This window comes from Exiguobacterium sp. FSL W8-0210 (assembly GCF_038006045.1).
Taxonomy (GTDB): Bacteria; Bacillota; Bacilli; order Exiguobacteriales; family Exiguobacteriaceae; genus Exiguobacterium_A.
Genome location: NZ_JBBOUK010000001.1, coordinates 2,558,320 through 2,576,155 on the forward strand (window position 1 = coordinate 2,558,320; position 17,836 = coordinate 2,576,155).

The 17,836-nt window shown below is 45.8% G+C and carries 18 protein-coding genes; 8 read left to right on the plus strand and 10 right to left on the minus strand.

Features of this window, described 5'->3' with window-relative positions:
• Positions 1-36: 36 nt before the first annotated feature.
• From putP to MKY22_RS13350, 3 genes are all read right to left on the minus strand, one after another.
• Positions 37-1,539, minus strand: a complete 1,503-nt coding sequence (gene putP / locus MKY22_RS13340; protein WP_214727853.1) for a sodium/proline symporter PutP — start codon at positions 1,537-1,539, stop codon at positions 37-39.
• A gap of 87 nt (positions 1,540-1,626) precedes the next feature.
• Entirely contained in the window at positions 1,627-3,171 is a 1,545-nt protein-coding gene (pruA, locus tag MKY22_RS13345) for an L-glutamate gamma-semialdehyde dehydrogenase (protein WP_029342578.1), read from the minus strand.
• Between the two features lie 130 nt (positions 3,172-3,301).
• Positions 3,302-3,589 carry a HesB/YadR/YfhF family protein gene (locus tag MKY22_RS13350; protein WP_035410238.1) on the minus strand — a complete coding sequence of 96 codons (288 nt, stop codon included), beginning with the start codon at positions 3,587-3,589 and terminating at the stop codon, positions 3,302-3,304.
• Between the two features lie 121 nt (positions 3,590-3,710).
• Here MKY22_RS13350 and MKY22_RS13355 point away from each other — a divergent pair, with 121 nt between their 5' ends.
• From MKY22_RS13355 to MKY22_RS13370, 4 genes are all read left to right on the plus strand, one after another.
• Complete coding sequence (locus MKY22_RS13355; protein ID WP_341089149.1) at positions 3,711-4,550, plus strand: hypothetical protein; 840 nt, start codon at positions 3,711-3,713, stop codon at positions 4,548-4,550.
• 12 nt (positions 4,551-4,562) lie between these two features.
• On the plus strand, positions 4,563-5,012 hold the full coding sequence (gene bcp, locus MKY22_RS13360) for a thioredoxin-dependent thiol peroxidase (protein ID WP_023469342.1): 450 nt from the start codon (positions 4,563-4,565) through the stop codon (positions 5,010-5,012).
• 329 nt (positions 5,013-5,341) lie between these two features.
• Entirely contained in the window at positions 5,342-6,991 is a 1,650-nt protein-coding gene (locus tag MKY22_RS13365; RefSeq protein ID WP_290777104.1) for a peptide ABC transporter substrate-binding protein, read from the plus strand.
• Between the two features lie 268 nt (positions 6,992-7,259).
• Positions 7,260-7,910 carry a homing endonuclease associated repeat-containing protein gene (locus MKY22_RS13370; RefSeq protein WP_035410251.1) on the plus strand — a complete coding sequence of 217 codons (651 nt, stop codon included), beginning with the start codon at positions 7,260-7,262 and terminating at the stop codon, positions 7,908-7,910.
• A gap of 97 nt (positions 7,911-8,007) precedes the next feature.
• On the opposite strand, the gene MKY22_RS13375 is transcribed toward MKY22_RS13370, so the two are convergent.
• Positions 8,008-9,705, minus strand: a complete 1,698-nt coding sequence (locus tag MKY22_RS13375) for a GGDEF domain-containing protein (RefSeq protein WP_214852365.1) — start codon at positions 9,703-9,705, stop codon at positions 8,008-8,010.
• A 134-nt stretch (positions 9,706-9,839) separates the two neighbouring features.
• Between MKY22_RS13375 and MKY22_RS13380 the strand changes: the two genes are divergently transcribed.
• Entirely contained in the window at positions 9,840-10,448 is a 609-nt protein-coding gene (locus MKY22_RS13380) for a YktB family protein (protein WP_312193635.1), read from the plus strand.
• 31 nt (positions 10,449-10,479) lie between these two features.
• Here MKY22_RS13380 and MKY22_RS13385 read toward each other — a convergent pair whose 3' ends face one another.
• The 6 genes from MKY22_RS13385 to MKY22_RS13410 all read right to left on the minus strand — a co-directional run bounded on the left by MKY22_RS13385 (position 10,480) and on the right by MKY22_RS13410 (position 15,487).
• The gene (locus tag MKY22_RS13385; protein WP_035410262.1) at positions 10,480-10,992 is read right to left on the minus strand and encodes a hypothetical protein; all 513 of its coding nucleotides are present in this window, start codon (positions 10,990-10,992) and stop codon (positions 10,480-10,482) included.
• 161 nt (positions 10,993-11,153) lie between these two features.
• Positions 11,154-12,224 (minus strand): ABC transporter substrate-binding protein, encoded by a 1,071-nt coding sequence (locus MKY22_RS13390; protein ID WP_311246643.1) that lies wholly within the window; start codon positions 12,222-12,224, stop codon positions 11,154-11,156.
• Between the two features lie 3 nt (positions 12,225-12,227).
• A complete protein-coding gene (locus MKY22_RS13395) occupies positions 12,228-13,028 on the minus strand; it encodes an ABC transporter permease (protein ID WP_035410268.1) in 801 nt (266 codons plus the stop codon).
• Positions 13,028-13,834, minus strand: coding sequence for an ABC transporter permease (locus MKY22_RS13400; RefSeq protein WP_445298376.1), 807 nt, complete (start codon positions 13,832-13,834; stop codon positions 13,028-13,030). The genes MKY22_RS13395 and MKY22_RS13400 overlap by 1 nt, the downstream gene beginning before the upstream one ends.
• Positions 13,834-14,928, minus strand: coding sequence for an ABC transporter ATP-binding protein (locus MKY22_RS13405; RefSeq protein WP_035410273.1), 1,095 nt, complete (start codon positions 14,926-14,928; stop codon positions 13,834-13,836). The genes MKY22_RS13400 and MKY22_RS13405 overlap by 1 nt, the downstream gene beginning before the upstream one ends.
• Before the next feature lie 13 nt (positions 14,929-14,941).
• Positions 14,942-15,487 (minus strand): helix-turn-helix domain-containing protein, encoded by a 546-nt coding sequence (locus MKY22_RS13410; RefSeq protein ID WP_290784461.1) that lies wholly within the window; start codon positions 15,485-15,487, stop codon positions 14,942-14,944.
• Between the two features lie 187 nt (positions 15,488-15,674).
• On the opposite strand from MKY22_RS13410, the gene MKY22_RS13415 reads away from it, so the two are divergent.
• Genes MKY22_RS13415 through MKY22_RS13425 form a run of 3 tightly spaced genes read left to right on the plus strand, consistent with a single transcriptional unit; the run spans position 15,675 to position 17,707 of the window.
• Positions 15,675-16,520: a DegV family protein gene (locus MKY22_RS13415; RefSeq protein ID WP_214852357.1), complete on the plus strand. Its 846-nt coding sequence runs from the start codon at positions 15,675-15,677 to the stop codon at positions 16,518-16,520.
• A gap of 59 nt (positions 16,521-16,579) precedes the next feature.
• Positions 16,580-17,308, plus strand: coding sequence for a tryptophan-rich sensory protein (locus tag MKY22_RS13420; protein ID WP_214852355.1), 729 nt, complete (start codon positions 16,580-16,582; stop codon positions 17,306-17,308).
• 51 nt (positions 17,309-17,359) lie between these two features.
• Positions 17,360-17,707 carry an iron-sulfur cluster biosynthesis family protein gene (locus tag MKY22_RS13425; protein ID WP_035410282.1) on the plus strand — a complete coding sequence of 116 codons (348 nt, stop codon included), beginning with the start codon at positions 17,360-17,362 and terminating at the stop codon, positions 17,705-17,707.
• Positions 17,708-17,836: the final 129 nt, after the last annotated feature.

A 17,836-nucleotide genomic window follows, 5' to 3' on the forward strand; every position in this document is an offset into this window, starting at 1 on the left:
TGTCTCCTGTAATCAGGAAACACCTCTTTTTGTTAATTAGACGATCTTCCGCTCAGGCTCCGCACCTTTTAGCTGTGCTTGCACTTGATCGAATTCATCATAGATCGCTTGACTCGGTTCCTTCGTCACGAGACTACCGACGACGAGCGCAACAGTCGAAGCGAAGAAGGCTGGAATCATCTCGTACATCTCAGAAATGTAGAATGGCAACCCTTCGACATTTTGTTTGATGAGAATCCAGGCGATGACGACGACAGATCCCGTAATCATCGAAGCAAGTGCTCCTGTCTTGTTCATCCGGCGCCAAAGCAAGCTGAACAGAACGACTGGTCCGAACGCGGCACCGAAACCAGCCCACGCATAACCAACGAGAGTCAAGATCGACTTCTGTGCACCGAACGATAAGAGAATCGCTAGAGCAGCGACGACAAGGACCATCACGCGCCCCATGACCATCAATTCACGATCAGAAGCATCACGCTTGAAGAAACGTTGATAGAAATCATTCGTTGCCGCACTCGAAGAGACGAGTAGCTGTGTCGAGATCGTCGACATGATGGCAGCAAGTAAGGCTGCAAGCAACAGTCCCGTAATGAAACCAGGGAAGAGATCGCGTGATAATTGAATGAAGACATTCTCTGGTTCTCCTAAAGGACTATTTTGTTGCGTGAAGTAGGCATATCCGATCAAACCTGTCACCATCGCTCCAACGATCGAGAACGTCATCCAGATCATCCCGACGCGACGTGCTGACTTCATCTCGTGTAAGTTCCGAATCGCCATGAAACGAACGATGATATGCGGCTGACCAAAGTAGCCGAGTCCCCATGCGAGTAGCGAGACGATTCCAATGACCGTCGTACCTTTGAATAACTCGAGCTTTGAACCGTCCGTCGACCGAATCGTTTCGAGCGTCTCGTTGATCCCACCGCTTAAAGCGAGGGCAACGCCTGGTACGATCAGCAACGCGATGACCATGATCATCCCTTGGACGACGTCCGTCCAACTGACGGCAAGGAAACCACCGAGGAATACATAAGCGATGACGACGCCCGCTAAAATCCAAAGACCTGTCGTATAATCCAGTCCGAAAACCGCTTCGAACAAACGACCACCAGCAACAAAACCACTGGATGCGTACATTATAAAGAATATTAAGATAACTCCAGCTGAAACAGTACGCAAGACACCACTTTTATCGTGGAATCGTTTTTCGAAGTAATCGGGAATCGTGATCGCATCCCCTGCATGTGCCGTATACGCACGCAGACGCGGCGCGACGAGTAACCAGTTGGCGTATGCGCCAAGTAACAATCCAACGACGATCCACCCACTGGACAGACCAGTTGCATACATCGCACCCGGTAATCCCATCAACAACCAGCCACTCATGTCACTTGCTCCAGCAGAGAGCGCCGTGACGACGGGACCAATCGTACGTCCCCCAAGCATGTAGTCATTCATGTTCTTCGTCCGATAATACGCAATGACGCCTAGTGCGACCATCAGTCCGAGATACAACAAAATCGCAAACCACATTCCGTTCACCCTTGCTCCCCCTTTTTCCATGATATAAGAAAAACGGGCATGCAGGTCGCACACCCGTTTCATCTATTAAACACCATTTCAGAACATTTCTGAAGTTGTTTTTGCTTGAAGATGTAAAGTCAAGTAATCTGGTCCGCCCGCTTTCGAATCCGTTCCAGACATGTTGAATCCACCGAATGGTTGGTAGCCAACGATTGCGCCTGTGCACCCACGGTTGAAGTAGAGGTTACCGACGTGGAAGTTCGCACGCGCGTACTCTTGGTTCGTCCGGTCTTGCGTGATGACAGCACCTGTCAATCCGTATTCCGTGTTGTTCGCGATGTCGATTGCTTCTTTGAAATCTTTCGCTTTCGTGAAGGCGACGACTGGTCCAAAGATCTCTTCTTGCATCAAACGATCCGTTGGTTGAACGTCCGCGACGACTGTCGGTGAGACGAAGAATCCTGTTGAATCATCTGCCGTACCACCTGCGACGATGCGTCCTTCTTCTTTTGCGACGTCGAAGTACGACGTGATTTTCTTGAATGCTGCTGCGTCGATGACTGGTCCGACGTTGTTTGAGACATCCGTCGGGTTACCGATGCTGAGTTTGTTCGTGTTCGCGACGACTTTTTCGAGCAACTCGTCATAGACAGAGTCGAGTGCGACGACACGTGAACAAGCTGAACATTTTTGACCCGAGAATCCGAATGCCGCTTTCGTGATCATGTCCGCTGCGTAATCGAGGTCGGCCGACTCATCGATGACCATCGTATCTTTTCCGCCCATTTCCGCGATGACGCGTTTGAGCCAGATTTGACCTTCGTTTAGTTTCGATGCCCGCTCGTTGATGCGAAGACCGACATCACGTGATCCCGTGAAGCTGATGAAACGTGTTTTCGGGTGATCGACGAGGTAGTCACCAACTTCTGCCCCTGAACCTGGTACGAAGTTCAAGACACCAGCTGGAAGACCAGCCTGCTCCATCACTTCAACGAATTTCGCTGCGACGACCGGTGTCGTCGATGCTGGTTTCAAGAGGATTGGGTTCCCTGCCACGATTGCTGCGACGGCTGTTCCAGCCATGATTGCGAGTGGGAAGTTCCATGGTGAGATGATGACACCGACACCGAGTGGAATGTAATCGTAACGGTTGTATTCGCCTGGACGACTCTCGACTTTTTTGCCGTCTTTTAAGACGAGCATCTGACGTGCGTAGTACTCGAGGAAGTCGATTGCTTCTGCTGTATCCGCATCCGCTTCATTCCAAGGCTTCCCTGCTTCTTTGACGAGGTAGGCAGAGAACTCATGCTTCCGCTTACGGATGATGTTCGCTGCTTTGAATAGGACGTCCGCACGTACAGACGGATTGACGAATTTCCATGTTTCGAAGGCTGTGACCGCTGCTTGCATCGCTTCTTCTGCATGTTCCTGTGTCGCTTTTGAGACACGTCCGACGATTTCTTCTTTGTTGGCCGGATTGACGGAGACGATTTTATCTTCCGTCGTCACATGTTTTCCACCGATGACGAGCGGATAATCTTTGCCGAGTTCTTGCGTGACGAGTGCAAGTGCCTCTTCGAACGCTTTCTTGTTTGCTTCTTGTGAGAAGTCCGTGAATGGTTCGTGTTTGTACGGAATCATCTCTATTCCCCCTTTAATCTCTACTTTAAATCGCTTACATTCTCCATTGTACAGAAGCATGAGTCCGCTTACAATTATTCTAGTCAAAAAAATAAAGGAGCGACCGATTCGGTCTCTCCTCGTTCCTCTATCATTCCTTCGCTTGTGAAAAAACAATCTCTTCGTTTTCGATCGAGACTTTGACGTCTTGTCCTTGGAATAACCAGTCATCTTGGTCAGATACGACGAAATGAATACCGTCGACGACTTCCTCGACCGCTGCCCGTTCGACTTCTTCCATATGAACGCCGACGGAGAAACCTTGCGTTAAATCCGTTGATCCACCATATTTTGCGAAAAAGCGAATCGTATCGCCCGATTGTGCTTCCATCTCATTTTTAAAGTATTGCAATGCCTCGTCTGTAATATGAATTTTCATACCTATCACTCCCCTTTCGTTTAGTGTACCGATATCCTACTCAAAAAAGCGAATTTCCTGTATGGTAGAGACAAGATTAGCTATGAAATCATCACGGAACACCCATCTAGGAGGAATTCGAATGAAACGATCGCTCGTAGTGTTGCTTGCGACCAGTCTCGTACTCGTCGGTTGCGGAAACGATTCCCCGTCTTCTACAAATACCAAATCCCCGAAGACGACGGAAACGAAACAACAGAAGGCTGAACAAGCCGTTCTCGATATCTATCAAACCTATGAAAAAACGCTCGGTCAATCGGGACGAGCAGATGCGAAAGACCTCGCATCGATTGAATATACAGGTGACGCAAAACAACTTGAACCCCTCGCCGTTGGTGCGAAGAACTTGAACGTCATTCCCGGTAAAATCGTCAAGTCGTTCCAAAAGGGTGACGTCGCTTATATCATCCATGAATTCAAGGATGCAAAGGGATCCATTCTCCCGAACCGCGGATCGAAGCTGTTATTGAAGAAAGACGATGAATGGAAGATCGTTCTGACACCGACGACGTTCGACCCGGCCGTCTTCTCGACGCTTGGTGACCTATTCACTGGGTTTAACGCCGATGAGTATGGTGTCAATGCGAAAGCAGCAGACGAAATCGGGAAAACGGATGAAAAAGAACAGGATGCCGTCTTCTCTCGCGTCAATGCACAAACGGATTATATGGCGCTTGAGATGAACAGTAACATTCTGATGATTTACGGTGAGGCGCTGAAGAATGAAGGAAACCCAGAGACGCTCGTTGATTACTATCAAGACTACGCAGACTGGTATGAAGAAGAACAGCCACTCCTCATGAAGACGGCGAAAGCCGGTACGGATTATGAGAAGTACTTGATTGCCCTCGATCCTTTAAAAGAGAGTCTTCAAAAGAAGCTTGAGAAATATGCGGATCAATTAAACATGGAATTAGGATAAGGAGGAATTTTCATGCAAGCACCAACATTCACCCTTCCGAACGCACAAGGAGAACCGATTTCCCTCGAGGATTATCGTGGAAAAAAAGTCGTACTCTATTTCTATCCGAAGGATTCAACGCCTGGTTGTACGACCGAGGCATGTGATTTCCGTGATGCGACGCAAGCGTTCGAAGAAAATAACACCGTCATTCTCGGTGTTTCTGCTGATAGTCAGAAACGGCATCAAAACTTTATCGCAAAATACGAATTACCGTTCCAATTGTTATCAGATATCGAGCATGAAGTGTGTGAGCAATATGGCGTCTGGCAACTGAAAAAGAACTACGGTAAGGAATATTTTGGAATTGTTCGTTCAACTTTCCTAATTGATGAGTCTGGTGAAATCGTCAAGGAATGGCGCAGTGTGAAAGTAAAAGATCACGTCGCAGAAGCACTTCAGTACGTCCAAGAGCAGAAATGAGTTCAAGAACCAGTTGTTTTATACAACTGGTTCTTTTTGTATTAAACCCTTTTAAAAACTCCTAATTTTATCCTTCAACAAAAATAATTTAATAAAAAAACCATTGGTATTACACACAAATTTAATGATTTTGAAATAATCTGAAAAGATTCTATTGATTTTTCTGAATATTGTATTTATTATTGATAACAAGTTGATCCGGTGCTTTCCACAGCTTAAGAATAAAAGGCGATGACCCCTCTTATTTTTAGTCGGACACCGGATCGCTATCCTATCGGTTCTTATCGTTTCACCAGATATATCTATTTCTTTTGGGAGGGATTTACTTTATGAAGAAGAAAAAGGCACTTGCACTCGTTGGAGCACTGACAATCGCTGGATCAAGTCTTGCGGCATGTTCGACGACAGATGAAGGTAAAAAAGAAAGCGGTTCGACATCTGGAGAGAAATCTTCAGACAAACAAATCTTAAATTTAACGAGTGCTTCAGATATTCCAGCACTTAGCCCAACCGTCGCAACAGACTCTGTTTCTTTCACAGTGTTAAACAACGTCCAAGAAGGTCTATTCCGTCTTGATGACAAACAAGAAGCTACACCTGGTGTTGCTGAAAGTGTTGATGTTTCGGAAGATGGACTTACATACACGTTCAAGCTTCGTGATTCGAAATGGTCGGATGGCAGTGATGTCACAGCAAAAGACTTCGAGTATGCATGGAAACGTGTTCTTGATCCGAAAAGTGGTTCGCAATATGCGTATATCATGTATATCATCGATGGCGCAGAAGCGTATAACACAGGAAAAGGAAAAGCTGACGATGTTGCAGTCAAAGCTGTTGACGACAAAACGCTCGAAGTTAAGCTGACGCAACCGGCTGAATACTTCAAATCATTAACTGGTTTCGGTTCATTCATGCCACTGAAACAAGAGTTCGTCGAAAAACAAGGGAAAAACTTCGCGACAAAACCAGATACATTCCTCTACAACGGACCGTTCGTCCTATCAGACTGGAAAACAGAAGTCGGTTGGAGCTACAAGAAAAACGATCAGTACTGGGATAAAGACAACGTTAAACTCGAAGAGATCAACTACAAAGTCGTTAAGGAAACATCGACTGCAGTTAACCTTTACGAAAAAGGTGATATCGATTCAGTTGGTCTGACAAGTGAGTTTGTTGATCAGTATAAAGATAACGAAGACTTTGATACGCGTCTTGATGCGTCGATGTTATATATCCAAATGAACTTCAAGAATGAACTCTTGAAAAATAAAGACATCCGTAAAGCAATCGACTCTGGATACGATAAAGAGCAAATGGCGAAAGTTCTCTTAAACAACGGTTCTATCCCAGCTTATTACTACGTCCCGAAAGAATTCGCAAAAGGTCCAGACGGTAAAGACTTCCGTGATGGTAACGAAGGCTTCGGTTCATACGATGCTTCTTCTGCAAAAGCATCGTTCGAAAAAGGTTTGAAAGATATCGGTAAAAAATCAGTCAAACTCGAGCTTCTTTCATACGATGATGATAACTCGAAGAAAATCTCTGAATACCTAAAAGGCGAGTGGGAGAAAAACCTTCCAGGTCTTGAAGTCACGATCAAACAACAGCCGTTCAAGAACAAACTTGAGCTAGAATCAAAAGGTGAGTTCGAACTATCATTCGCAGGATGGGGACCTGACTACCAGGATCCGATGACGTTCCTCGATATGTGGGTAACAGGTGGACCATACAACCGTGGTAAGTACTCAAGCGATAAATATGATTCACTCATCAAATCAGCTCAAAAAGAAGTAGATGCTGAGAAACGTTGGCAGGCACTGAAAGACGCTGAGAAAACTCTCCTTGAGGACGATCAAGCGATCTCTGTTATGTATCAGCGCGGAGCTTCCTTCTTACGTAAGCCGTATGTCAAAGGAATCGTCAACCATAAAGTCGGTGCCGATACTTCGTACAAATGGGCATCAATCGAAGGAAAATAAGTTACACCAAAAGACCAGATTCGCTGACGAGCGTGTCTGGTCTTTTTTTCCACCTGTGTCATTTGTCCTATTTTTCTGAATAGCATTAAAATTTCGTGTCATTCTGTTTTCATTTTTATATCTTCGTTTTATACTATCAAAGAATCCGATTCACTATATTTACAATATTTTGCGGGAATTATTCATAATTAATGGAAATGCACCGATATATCTAATACAGAGGACTTTTGCCTCAATACTACATCGAACTGGGAAGGAGGACTCACTCATGAAGCAACGTGTACTTACGAGTCAACAGAGTTATACAGAAGAGCAGCTTGAGATGATTGAAGCCATCCGTGCGGTCGGTGAACTCATCCAGGACCGTCCACGCCGTACTGTCTATCGCCGGTATGCTTTAGTGAATGACTGGCCACAACCGGAAAACATCATTCGTCAATTTGGATCATGGCCGGAAGCCTTGTCTGCTGCTGGATACGAGTGGAATGTCGATCAACAGCCGGAGGAGCTCGAGCGGGCACCGAAATATACGAAAGACGAAATCTTAAAGTCATTCGAACGGTACGCACAAGACGTCGGTTCTACGATCACACTCAAGAAGTACCAGATGTGGCGTAAATCAGTCCATCATGCACCGAGTCATTATCACATCGTCAAGATGTTCGGTTCATGGCATGACGCCTGTACCGCAGCAGGACTCGAAGCAAGTGTCACCTATTCAAAAGCTGAACTTGCTGCTTCCCTGCGTCAAGCAATCGAAGAAGTTGGCTTCTCCCTCTCCTTTGAAGCATATCGAGAATGGGCAAAGCGAAACAACAAACCATCGACGAAAGCCTTACTTCATCGCTATGGGTCTTGGTCAGCCGCGATCCATGCGATCGAAAACGAGATTCGCCTTAGTAAACAACAAGCCCAATGAACTTATACCTTCTTCAATCCTTCTCGTTCATTTGAACTGGAAGGATTTTTTACATCAAAAAAGAAGGTGACGCATCCGCCACCTTCTATTCGCTTCTTTAAATGACCTTCTCTTTCCACTCCTGATACGATGCGACACGATCGCGTCCTTGGAACTTGGCACCGACGTACATCGCCCGGTCCGCATTTCGAATCAGACTCGCAAGATCCCCAAGTTCCTTTAACGTATCGATTCCGATACTTGCTGTGATTTGAAGGGTGTGACCTTCAACTAAAATAGGATGCGCATGTAACGTCTCACGAATCCGTTCTGCAACGATTTGTGCGGAATCAAGATCCGTATTTGGTAGCAAGATGACGAATTCCTCTCCCCCGTAACGCGCAACGAGATCCGTGATTCGTGTTGCTTGCATCAATAACTTCGCGACTTCAAATAAAACGACATCTCCGACTTCATGACCATACGTATCATTGATTTGTTTAAAGTGATCCAAATCAATCATCAATGCAGAGAACGGATACAGATCGCGTTGTTTAATACGACGATCGCCCCACTCTTGTAGCGCACGATAGTTTGGCAATTTTGTCATCGCATCTGTTCGACTATCCGTCAGTAACCGTTCTCGCTCGTGCGCTCGTTCAACGGCCCACGATAGAACACGTAAAGCACGGTATAACTCGTATCCGAAATCCTTCGTGAACTCTCCACTCGCATGGGACGCAAGGAATAAGGAGCAGTTAATCGTCTCCGTCGCCTCCGGTTGGATGAAGAGGACAGACTGTGTTTCTTCTGGCAGACAATCGTACAGACGAATATCCCATTCCTGTTGCATGCCGTAAAGAAGGACTTCTTCTTTTTCGATGATATCTTCAATGATTCGTCCTTCGACATGATCCGCTTTTAACTTTCGTCCATCCTTCAACGAATAGTAGACAGTCTGCTTGCCTTCTTCAAAATCAAACTTAATCCAAGCGATATCCGGTTTGACGAATTGGTTGAGCTGTCGCAGATATCGCTCGATGATGAACTGTGCATCGCCGTCCTTCCAAGCTGCTTCTTTCAATCGCTCGATTTGCTCCCAATGTTCGATACGATCAGACGCTTCGACCGAACTCCCGAGTGCTCGTTTGATGATGAACAATGCAAATGCTGCCATGACGAGTCCACTATTCCCATTCCCTTGGACGACGAGTGTACTGAAGATCCCATATAACAGTTCTGCCGTGATGACAACTGCTTCAAAGCGTAAGAGCTGGAACATGACGTCACTCGGAATGTTTTCTCCGAGAAGAAATCGAGATAACTGGTATTGTAACAAGAGTACGATCCAAAGGATCGCGACCATCGCTAGTAACGGAACGATGTTTTCTGTCAACAGGAATGCGTCTCCGTGTGTTCCACCTAGGGCATTATAGGCAAGACCTGCTGGCACGATCAGAAACAACTCGAGCGCGACATTGAACGGATAGTTGTGCAACATCCGACGACGTCCGATCGGCGTATGGATCGTCCGCAACTGATAGATGAGCATCGTCAGTTGACCGACGAAAATCGCTGATAACAAACCATATGATAAGAACGTGAAGAGAACAAATCCAAAATGAAAGGTAAAACTCATATGACGACGGCGGACAGGATCGATGACGAAAATCGTCGACAAGGCGGTAATCAATAAGAACGTAAACAAATCGATGCTGAGATTATAATCCTTTGACTTCGCAAAAAGATCGATGCCAATGACGATTACGAAAAAAACGACCCAGCTTCGGAGGAGATATTGTTGAAAACGACGCACAAAACATTCCCCTTCCTCTTAAGTATATATTTGTATATTAATGGAAATCGATATGTCCATTATTCTACTTTTCAAGCAAAATGTCGAACTTCGATAGTATGCTTTGATACAATTGATGTGAGGTGATATTTTTCATGACAAACACATTCACGCAACATGCATTTGATACATTTCAGATTGATGGATTAGAACCCCGGATGAAGGCGATTCGTGAACGGATTCAGCCTGTCTTCCGCGACATCGGTCAAGAAGTCGCACCTGACTTGACAGTCGCAACAGCAGAAGATGTCCATGTCCACATCGCGCAACATGCTCGGCGGAAGGTCAATCCTCCGAAAGATACATGGATGGCATTCTCACCCGATAAACGTGGATATAAAAAACATCCGCACTTTCAAGTCGGTCTATTTGATGATCACTTGTTCATTTGGCTCGCTTATATTTATGAGTTACCGAACAAACAACAATATGCATCAAAACTGTTACAGCATACGGAACTGCTGACGACTCTTCCGGATGATTTCGTCGTTTCTTATGACCATATGAAAAAAGACGCGGTTCCTGTTCACGCGACGGATCTTCAAAAAGGTTTACAACGTTTCCACGACGTCAAAAAAGCAGAGTTCCTTGTTGGTCGCCATATTCCGGCAGAACAAGTTCATCAACTGTCACGCGAAGAATTACTCGAAATAATTCGAAATACCTATTCACATCTCGTACCACTTTATAAAACGATTAAATAAAAAGGATGGCCGAATCGGTCATCCTTTTTCGTTAGTTATATTTTACTAGAATTGACATGACTTGTGTACGGTCGGAATTTAAATTTAGATAAATGTTGACCTGTTTCGAGGAAACAGTCATGACGTTGAATGTTTTATCGAGTTTCGCTGTCGGATATGCTTTTTTAGCTTCTTTGACCGTCACCGTCCGTTTGATTTGCTTTGGATCATAGACGATGGCGCTAACTTTAGCTTTTGTGTCCTTCACACCATACGTTGAACAGTAATGTAGGGAGCGATCTGCTGAAGCAAGACCATTTCCACTTTGACACCAATTGGAGTTCTTTTCCCCTTTGTACGCTTTATGTACTTGTGCAAGTGTCGTTTTTTCAAGTACGACTTTTCCATCGAGTGAGCGCGCTTGTTTCGCTTGTGTTTGAATTTCTTGAAGCCATTTGACGTCTGATTGTTTTGATGCCTCGACCGGTTGCTGTTTATATGAAGTTCCTGACACGATGCTGACAGTGAGAGCGGCAGTTAAGATGATTCCTAAAACTTGTTTCATGATGATGTCCTCCCCGGTGCCTGTAAAAAGGCGTTGATAATAAACTCATTCCCCTATTTCAAAAAATTATTCAGTTTTTACAGTTTTTTTTGGGAACTTATATTTATTTTTATGAAGAGAAATAAAAAAAGAACCTAGTGCCCCTAGCACTAGGTCTTTCCTCATTTCTTATGCATCTTAAACTCTAAGAACAACTCATTGTAATGCGCGAGCATCTTCTTCCCGAGGTTCTCATAGACTTCAAGCGTATCAGTGACTTGTTTATCAGGATAGAATCGTTTATCCGTCCGAACCGACTTGTCGAGTAACTTTAAGCCTTCTTTGTTCGGTGTCGAATAACCGACGTAGTCCGCATTTTTCGCTGAAATATCTGGGCGTAACATGAAGTTGATGAACTGATGTGCTCCCTTGACGTTTTTAGCTGTCTTTGGAATGACGATATTATCGAACCAGACGTTTGAGCCTTCTTTTGGAATGACGTAGTCAAGTTTGTCGTTCTCACTCATGATCTCGTTCGCATCTCCAGACCAGACGACACCAAGTCCTGCTTCTTCGTTTGCAAGCAATAACTTGATTTCGTCCCCGACGATCGCTTTGACATTTGGCGTCAAACGCATCAGGTTCGCTTTTGCTTCCTGTAGCTTCGACTCATTCGTCTCATTCAAGGAATAACCGAGACTGTTCAAACTCATACCTATCACTTCACGCGCACCATCGGCAAGTAGAATCTGGTTCTTCAGCTTCGGATCCCATAGATCCTTCCAGCTCGTCGGTTTTTTTCCGATCAAGTCTTTGTTGTAGACAATACCGACCGTTCCCCAGAAATACGGAATCGAATACTTATTTTTCGGATCAAAGGATAGATTCAAGAAACGTGAATCGATATTTTTGAGATTCGGGATTTTTTGATGATCAATCGGCAGGACGAGCTTCTCATCGATCATCTTTGCGATCGCATAGTCGGATGGAACGGCGATATCATACGTCGTTCCTCCCTGTTCGATTTTCGTCAACATCGCTTCGTTCGAGTCGAATGTCTGATAGACGACCTTGATGCCGCTCTCTTTTTCGAACTGTTTGATCAGTGCCGGATCGATATAATCGCCCCAGTTATAAATGTTCAGGACATTCTTACCTGAATACCCTTGTGTCTCGTTTAACTGATTCAAGGTGAATAGGATGACACCCGAGATCAAGAAAATCGCGACGAATAATTGAATCAATTTTTTCAACGGTCATTTCACCTCCGGTCGCGAAAGCTTCGTAGCAGCTCGTTGGTTCAAGAAGTAGTAGCCGATGACGAGCAGGAATGTAAACAAGAAGATGACGGTCGACAACGCATTGATCTTCATCGAAATCCCTTGGCGGGCAAGTGAGTAGATTTCGACAGATAACGTCGTAAAGCCGTTTCCTGTCACGAAGAATGTCACCGCAAAATCGTCAAGTGAATACGTCAATGCCGTAAAGAATCCAGCAAAGATACCGGGTGTGATGTACGGCAGGACGACCTTCGTTAAGACATCCCAGCGACTCGCGCCTAAGTCACGCGCCGCATCGACGAGCGTTGGACTCATCTCCTGTAATTTCGGCAAGACGAGAATGACGACGATCGGTACCGAAAATGCGATATGAGAGAGTAAGACTGACGTAAAGCCAAGCTGGATTCCAAGCATCGTAAAGAAGATCAGAAACGATGCTCCGATGATGACATCGGGGCTGACGATCAAGATACTGTTGAGCGTCAACAACGACGTCTCGACACGTTTCTTGCGGACCGCCTGGATCCCGATCGCTCCGAATACTCCGAGAATCGTCGAGATTGCAGCTGACAACAACGCGATGACGAGTGTGTTCAAGACGATGATCAACAAGCGTGAATCTTGGAAGACTTCCTTGTACCAATCCCACGTGAACGAATCGAAGTTCGTCATGTTATCAGCGCTGTTGAACGAATAGAATGCGAGATAGAAAATCGGAGCATACAAAATGATGAAGACACCGATCAAATAAAGATTTGCTAGTTTCAGACGTTTCATCAAGTCGTCGCTCCTTTCTTCCGTTTCGTACTTGTCAAGGCAAGGATGATTGCCATCGCGATGATGAGGAAGACGGCAATCGTAGCGCCCATGCCCCAGTTCTGTGTCACGAGAAATTGCTGTTCAATCGCCGTACCGAGCGTAATGACGCGGTTCCCGGCAATCAAACGCGTGATCATGAACAGTGACAATGCCGGAATGAAGACAAGCTGACAGCCTGATTTCACACCGTCAAGTGTCAACGGAAAGACGACACGACGGAATGTCGTGAAATTTGAAGCTCCGAGATCACGTGCCGCGAAGACGAGCGATGGGCTCAGTTTTTCTATCGCGTTAAAGATCGGTAGGATCATGAACGGAATGAAAATGTAAACCGAGACGAAGACAAAACTGAAATCGGTAAACAGGATTTGCTTCCGTCCGATTCCGATCGCTTCAAGCGTTTGATTTGCGAGACCATACGTACTGAACAATCCGATGAAGGCGTAGGCCTTCAACAATAAGTTGATCCACGTCGGCAAGATGACGAGCAACAGCCAAAGTTGTTTATGTTTCGTCTTCGTCAGCAAATAAGCCGTCGGATAACCGATCAAGAGTGAAAACAAGGTGATCAAAAAGGCATACCAGAACGAACTAAGCGTCATCGTTAGATACGTCGATGTGAAGAAGTTCCGGTAGTTCTCAAATGAGAAATTGCCATCAAGATCAAGGAATGAATAATAGACGACGAGCACAATTGGTGCGATGACGAATAAGGCGATCCAGAATAGATACGGGATGAGATACCAGTTACGTGATTTCTGCATCATAACACCCCGTCGTAGGATTCCAGACGCTTATCAAATTCTTCTTCCGTCTCATTCAATCGCATGACGTGGATCGCTTCCGGATCAAACGTCAGACCGATTTGTTCACCAACCGTTGCTTTTTTCGTACTGTGGACGAGCCATTCGTTTCCGACTTCATCCATACAGGCGATTTCATAGTGCACCCCACGGAACAACTGTGAGTCGACCGTAACCTTTAGTTTTCCTTGTGTCACGTTCGTGATTTCAAGATCCTCGGGACGAATGACGATTTCGACCGGTTCGTTCAGCTCAAGACCGCGGTCAACACATTCGAATTCTTTTTCTGCGAACCAAACTCGATAATCTTCGATCATACGTCCAGGAATGATATTCGACTCGCCGATGAAGTCCGCGACGAAGCGGTTGATCGGTTCATCATAAATATCTGTCGGCGTTCCCGATTGTTGAATGACGCCGTGATTGAGAACGAAGATTTCATCTGACATCGCGAGTGCCTCTTCTTGGTCGTGTGTGACGAAGATGAACGTGATTCCAAGGCGACGTTGTAAGTCGCGGAGCTCATATTGCATCTCTGTCCGCAATTTCAAGTCGAGTGCCGAGAGCGGCTCATCAAGCAAGATGACTTCCGGTTCATTGACGATTGCCCGGGCAATCGCGACACGCTGCCGTTGTCCACCCGACATCTCGGTGATTTCCCGTTTCTCATAACCGGACAAGTTGACGAACTTCAATGCATCGGTCACACGTTGTGCGATTTCCGCTTCCTTCACCTTCTTGATCCGAAGACCAAAAGCAATGTTTTCGAAGACATTTAAGTGTGGGAACAGTGCGTAATCTTGGAAAACGGTATTAACTTGACGTTTGTTCGCCGGCACATCATTGATCCGTTTCCCGTCGAAGATAATGTCTCCCTCTGTCGCTTCCGAAAAACCGGCGATAAGTCGTAAGATCGTCGTTTTTCCGCACCCCGACGGTCCGAGTAACGTATAAAACTTTCCGCGTTCGATTTCAAAGCTGACTTGATCAAGAACGGTCTGATCGTCATAACGTTTCGTTACGTCCTTGAATTGAATGATCGTAGTATCTGCCAATCTAGTTCCTCCTTTATAGGTATGAGTCGGTTGCGGTCACGAGGACCTTTGTCTCTTGCATTGACTCATTGCGTAATTGATGAATTTCTGAAGCCTTATAGTAAAGTGTCTCCCCTTGCTTCGCTAAAAAAGACTGACGTCCGAGCATCAATGTGACGTTCCCCGCGAGCACATAGACAAATGTTTCCGCCCCCGACGGTTCATACGTCTTGAAGGCTCCCCCTGGCGCAAGTGTCAGCAGGACCGGTTCCATCTCTTTTTCATTCGATTCCGGAATGAGCCATGTGACATGATACCCTTGTTCTTCGTCCGCATATGTTGTGACATCTTCTTCTCCATAGACGACTTTTTGATTGAGTGCGTCCTCATCAAAGAAATCCTTCGGTGAGATGCCAAGGACTTCAAGGAGATGAAACAGTGTCTCGATCGATGGGGAACTGATTTCCCGTTCGAGTTGCGAGATGTACCCTTTACTCAGGTCTGTTCTTTCCCCGAGTTCCTCTTGCGTCAATCCCTTTTGAAGACGGAGGTTCTTGATTTTTTGTCCGATTGAGTACAATCGACGTCCTCCTCTCATCGGCTTAGTTTAGTATAAGATGACTAAAAGTTTACTAATCACGTACCGATTATAGCGTATTTCATTATTTAATCAACTAAAACGTTTGATATTTTTTAATGTTCATTTGACAGCGAGAACGCTTACACCTAGAATTATTATCAGGTACTAAATTTAGGAGGAACTTGTAATGCGGATTGCTTGGATCACTGATAGTACGACGATTTTACCGGATACGATCGCAAAGCGCGACGATCTCTCGGTTGTCCCTTTACTCGTCATGAAGGATGGCGAAAGTTTCATCGATGGGGTCGATGTAAATGCGGAAACCGTCTATAGCTGGATTGATGCAAAACATAAAGTGACGACGAGTCAACCTTCCATCGGTAGTTTTACCGAACACTACGAACGACTAAAAGAAGATTACGACATCGGTTTTGCTGTCCACCTGTCGAGTGAACTGAGCGGAACGTACAACGCTTCCGTCCAAGGCGCAGAAATTGCCGGCTTCCGCTTGATCGCGATTGATTCTCGTTGTGGGATTTATCCGGCTGGTCAGCTCTTAGCAGAGGCAATGGAGCTCGTCGAAGCGGGACACTCGATTGAATCCGTCGAACAGATCATTCTGGAGCGTCGCTTCGACCACCATATCGAATTCACTGTCGCGAACCTCGATCAATTGCAAGCCGGTGGACGGATCTCCTCGACGAAGGCATTCGTCGGTAACTTGTTGCAACTCCGTCCGTTGTTCCACTTCGAAGAAGGAAAGATCGTTCCATACCAAACCGTTCGGACGTTCAAGAAAGCCTATTCGAAGATTTTTGATCACCTTGTTTTGATTCTCGAGCGCGGTCAAGTGACGGACATCTCGTTGTTCCACGCGACAGCGTATGAACTGGCGCTCGATTGGAAAAATCGACTCGAAGCACAGTTCGACGTCCGGGTCCGAATCGATGATTTAACGCCGGTTCTCGGTTCACATACCGGAAACCCCGCCATCGGCATGTCCTTTTTGAACCCGACGCGTCGACCATGATGACTAATGAAAATGATTTTTGGGTAAACCTTCTTTAGAGAATAAAGGAGGTTTTTTGTTTGAAAAATAAATGGATTTGGCTTAACTGGGTCGGCTTCATCTTTACGATTGCTGTGAACGCCCTCGATGGTGGAAAGACAGGACGGATTTCTGACTCCATCTTTACGTTATTCAAACCGGCTGGTTATGCGTTCTCGATTTGGGGATTGATCTATACGATTTTACTCATTTGGTTGATTCTCCAAACGATCCCAAAATTCAAGGAACATGAACTGGCGAAAAAAATCGGACCATGGTTCCTGATCAGCTGTTTATTCAATGCTGGCTGGATTGTCTCATTCACCTTCGAATTGTTCGTAGTATCTGTCGTCGTCATCGTTGGTCTCTTGCTGTCATTGATCGTCATCTACTCGAAAATCGACCGCGAGACGAAAGGCTTACGCTTCAAGCTACCTTTCTCGCTTTATCTCGGCTGGGTATCGGTCGCAACGATCGCCGACATCTTCCTAACGATCAACGCAGAGGGCGTGACATCGTGGCTTGGAATCGGAGATGCCGGTTGGACGATGATTATGCTTGTCGTCGGTGTCATCGTCGCCCTTCTCTTCATGTTCGCAAACCGCGATCCGATTTATCCGCTCGTCTTCGTCTGGGCGTACATCGCAATCAATTTCGAGTCGGATAACGGTCTCGTCGATACGGCGGTTCTCGGTAGCGTCGTCTTATTGTTAGCCGGGTATATCTTCCTTCTTGTACGGATGCGCCGTCGAGTCAGCGTGAGCAAGTGACGTTCCTTTCTCATTCGAACGGCGTATACTAGAGAAAAGGAGTGAATGACCATGAACATCACATTTACACCATCTGCTCAGGAACGAATCAATCAATTACGCGGTGAAGTATCCGGTCAACTACACCTCTACTACGATACAGAAGGTTGCGGTTGCGGAAACTCTGGTATCTTCAGTATTCGTCTCGTCGATGAAGCGACCCCGGAAGACATGACGATCGACTCGAATGTCGGACCCGTTCTTGTCAAACGATGGTCGAGTCATTTCCTCGATCAAGACATGACGCTCGATTACAACGCGGAGAAAAAAGCGTTGATCCTTAAAAGCGATGGACAATACTTCAATACGAACGTGCTCGTTACGGATCAGACAGGCTGTGTCCTCACGGTTCGTTCATAAGCACAGACGAAAAAGGCAACTTCCGCGATGGAAGTTGCCTTTGTTTGTGTTCGAACAGACAGATGCTACGTTAAAAGCTTGGATGGTCTGAGTATGATTGAATGTACTAGATGTCTGTCTGCGTCGTGC

Excerpts from the sequence above, each read along its gene's own strand:
- putP (WP_214727853.1), bottom strand. The coding sequence starts at position 1,539 with ATGTGGTTTGCGATTTTGTTGTATCTCGGACTGATGGTCGCACTAGGC.
- pruA (WP_029342578.1), bottom strand. The coding sequence starts at position 3,171 with ATGATTCCGTACAAACACGAACCATTCACGGACTTCTCACAAGAAGCA.
- MKY22_RS13350 (WP_035410238.1), bottom strand. The coding sequence starts at position 3,589 with ATGAAAATTCATATTACAGACGAGGCATTGCAATACTTTAAAAATGAG.
- MKY22_RS13355 (WP_341089149.1), top strand. The coding sequence starts at position 3,711 with ATGAAACGATCGCTCGTAGTGTTGCTTGCGACCAGTCTCGTACTCGTC.
- bcp (WP_023469342.1), top strand. The coding sequence starts at position 4,563 with ATGCAAGCACCAACATTCACCCTTCCGAACGCACAAGGAGAACCGATT.
- MKY22_RS13365 (WP_290777104.1), top strand. The coding sequence starts at position 5,342 with ATGAAGAAGAAAAAGGCACTTGCACTCGTTGGAGCACTGACAATCGCT.
- MKY22_RS13370 (WP_035410251.1), top strand. The coding sequence starts at position 7,260 with ATGAAGCAACGTGTACTTACGAGTCAACAGAGTTATACAGAAGAGCAG.
- MKY22_RS13380 (WP_312193635.1), top strand. The coding sequence starts at position 9,840 with ATGACAAACACATTCACGCAACATGCATTTGATACATTTCAGATTGAT.
- MKY22_RS13385 (WP_035410262.1), bottom strand. The coding sequence starts at position 10,992 with ATGAAACAAGTTTTAGGAATCATCTTAACTGCCGCTCTCACTGTCAGC.
- MKY22_RS13395 (WP_035410268.1), bottom strand. The coding sequence starts at position 13,028 with ATGAAACGTCTGAAACTAGCAAATCTTTATTTGATCGGTGTCTTCATC.
- MKY22_RS13400 (WP_445298376.1), bottom strand. The coding sequence starts at position 13,834 with ATGCAGAAATCACGTAACTGGTATCTCATCCCGTATCTATTCTGGATC.
- MKY22_RS13415 (WP_214852357.1), top strand. The coding sequence starts at position 15,675 with ATGCGGATTGCTTGGATCACTGATAGTACGACGATTTTACCGGATACG.
- MKY22_RS13425 (WP_035410282.1), top strand. The coding sequence starts at position 17,360 with ATGAACATCACATTTACACCATCTGCTCAGGAACGAATCAATCAATTA.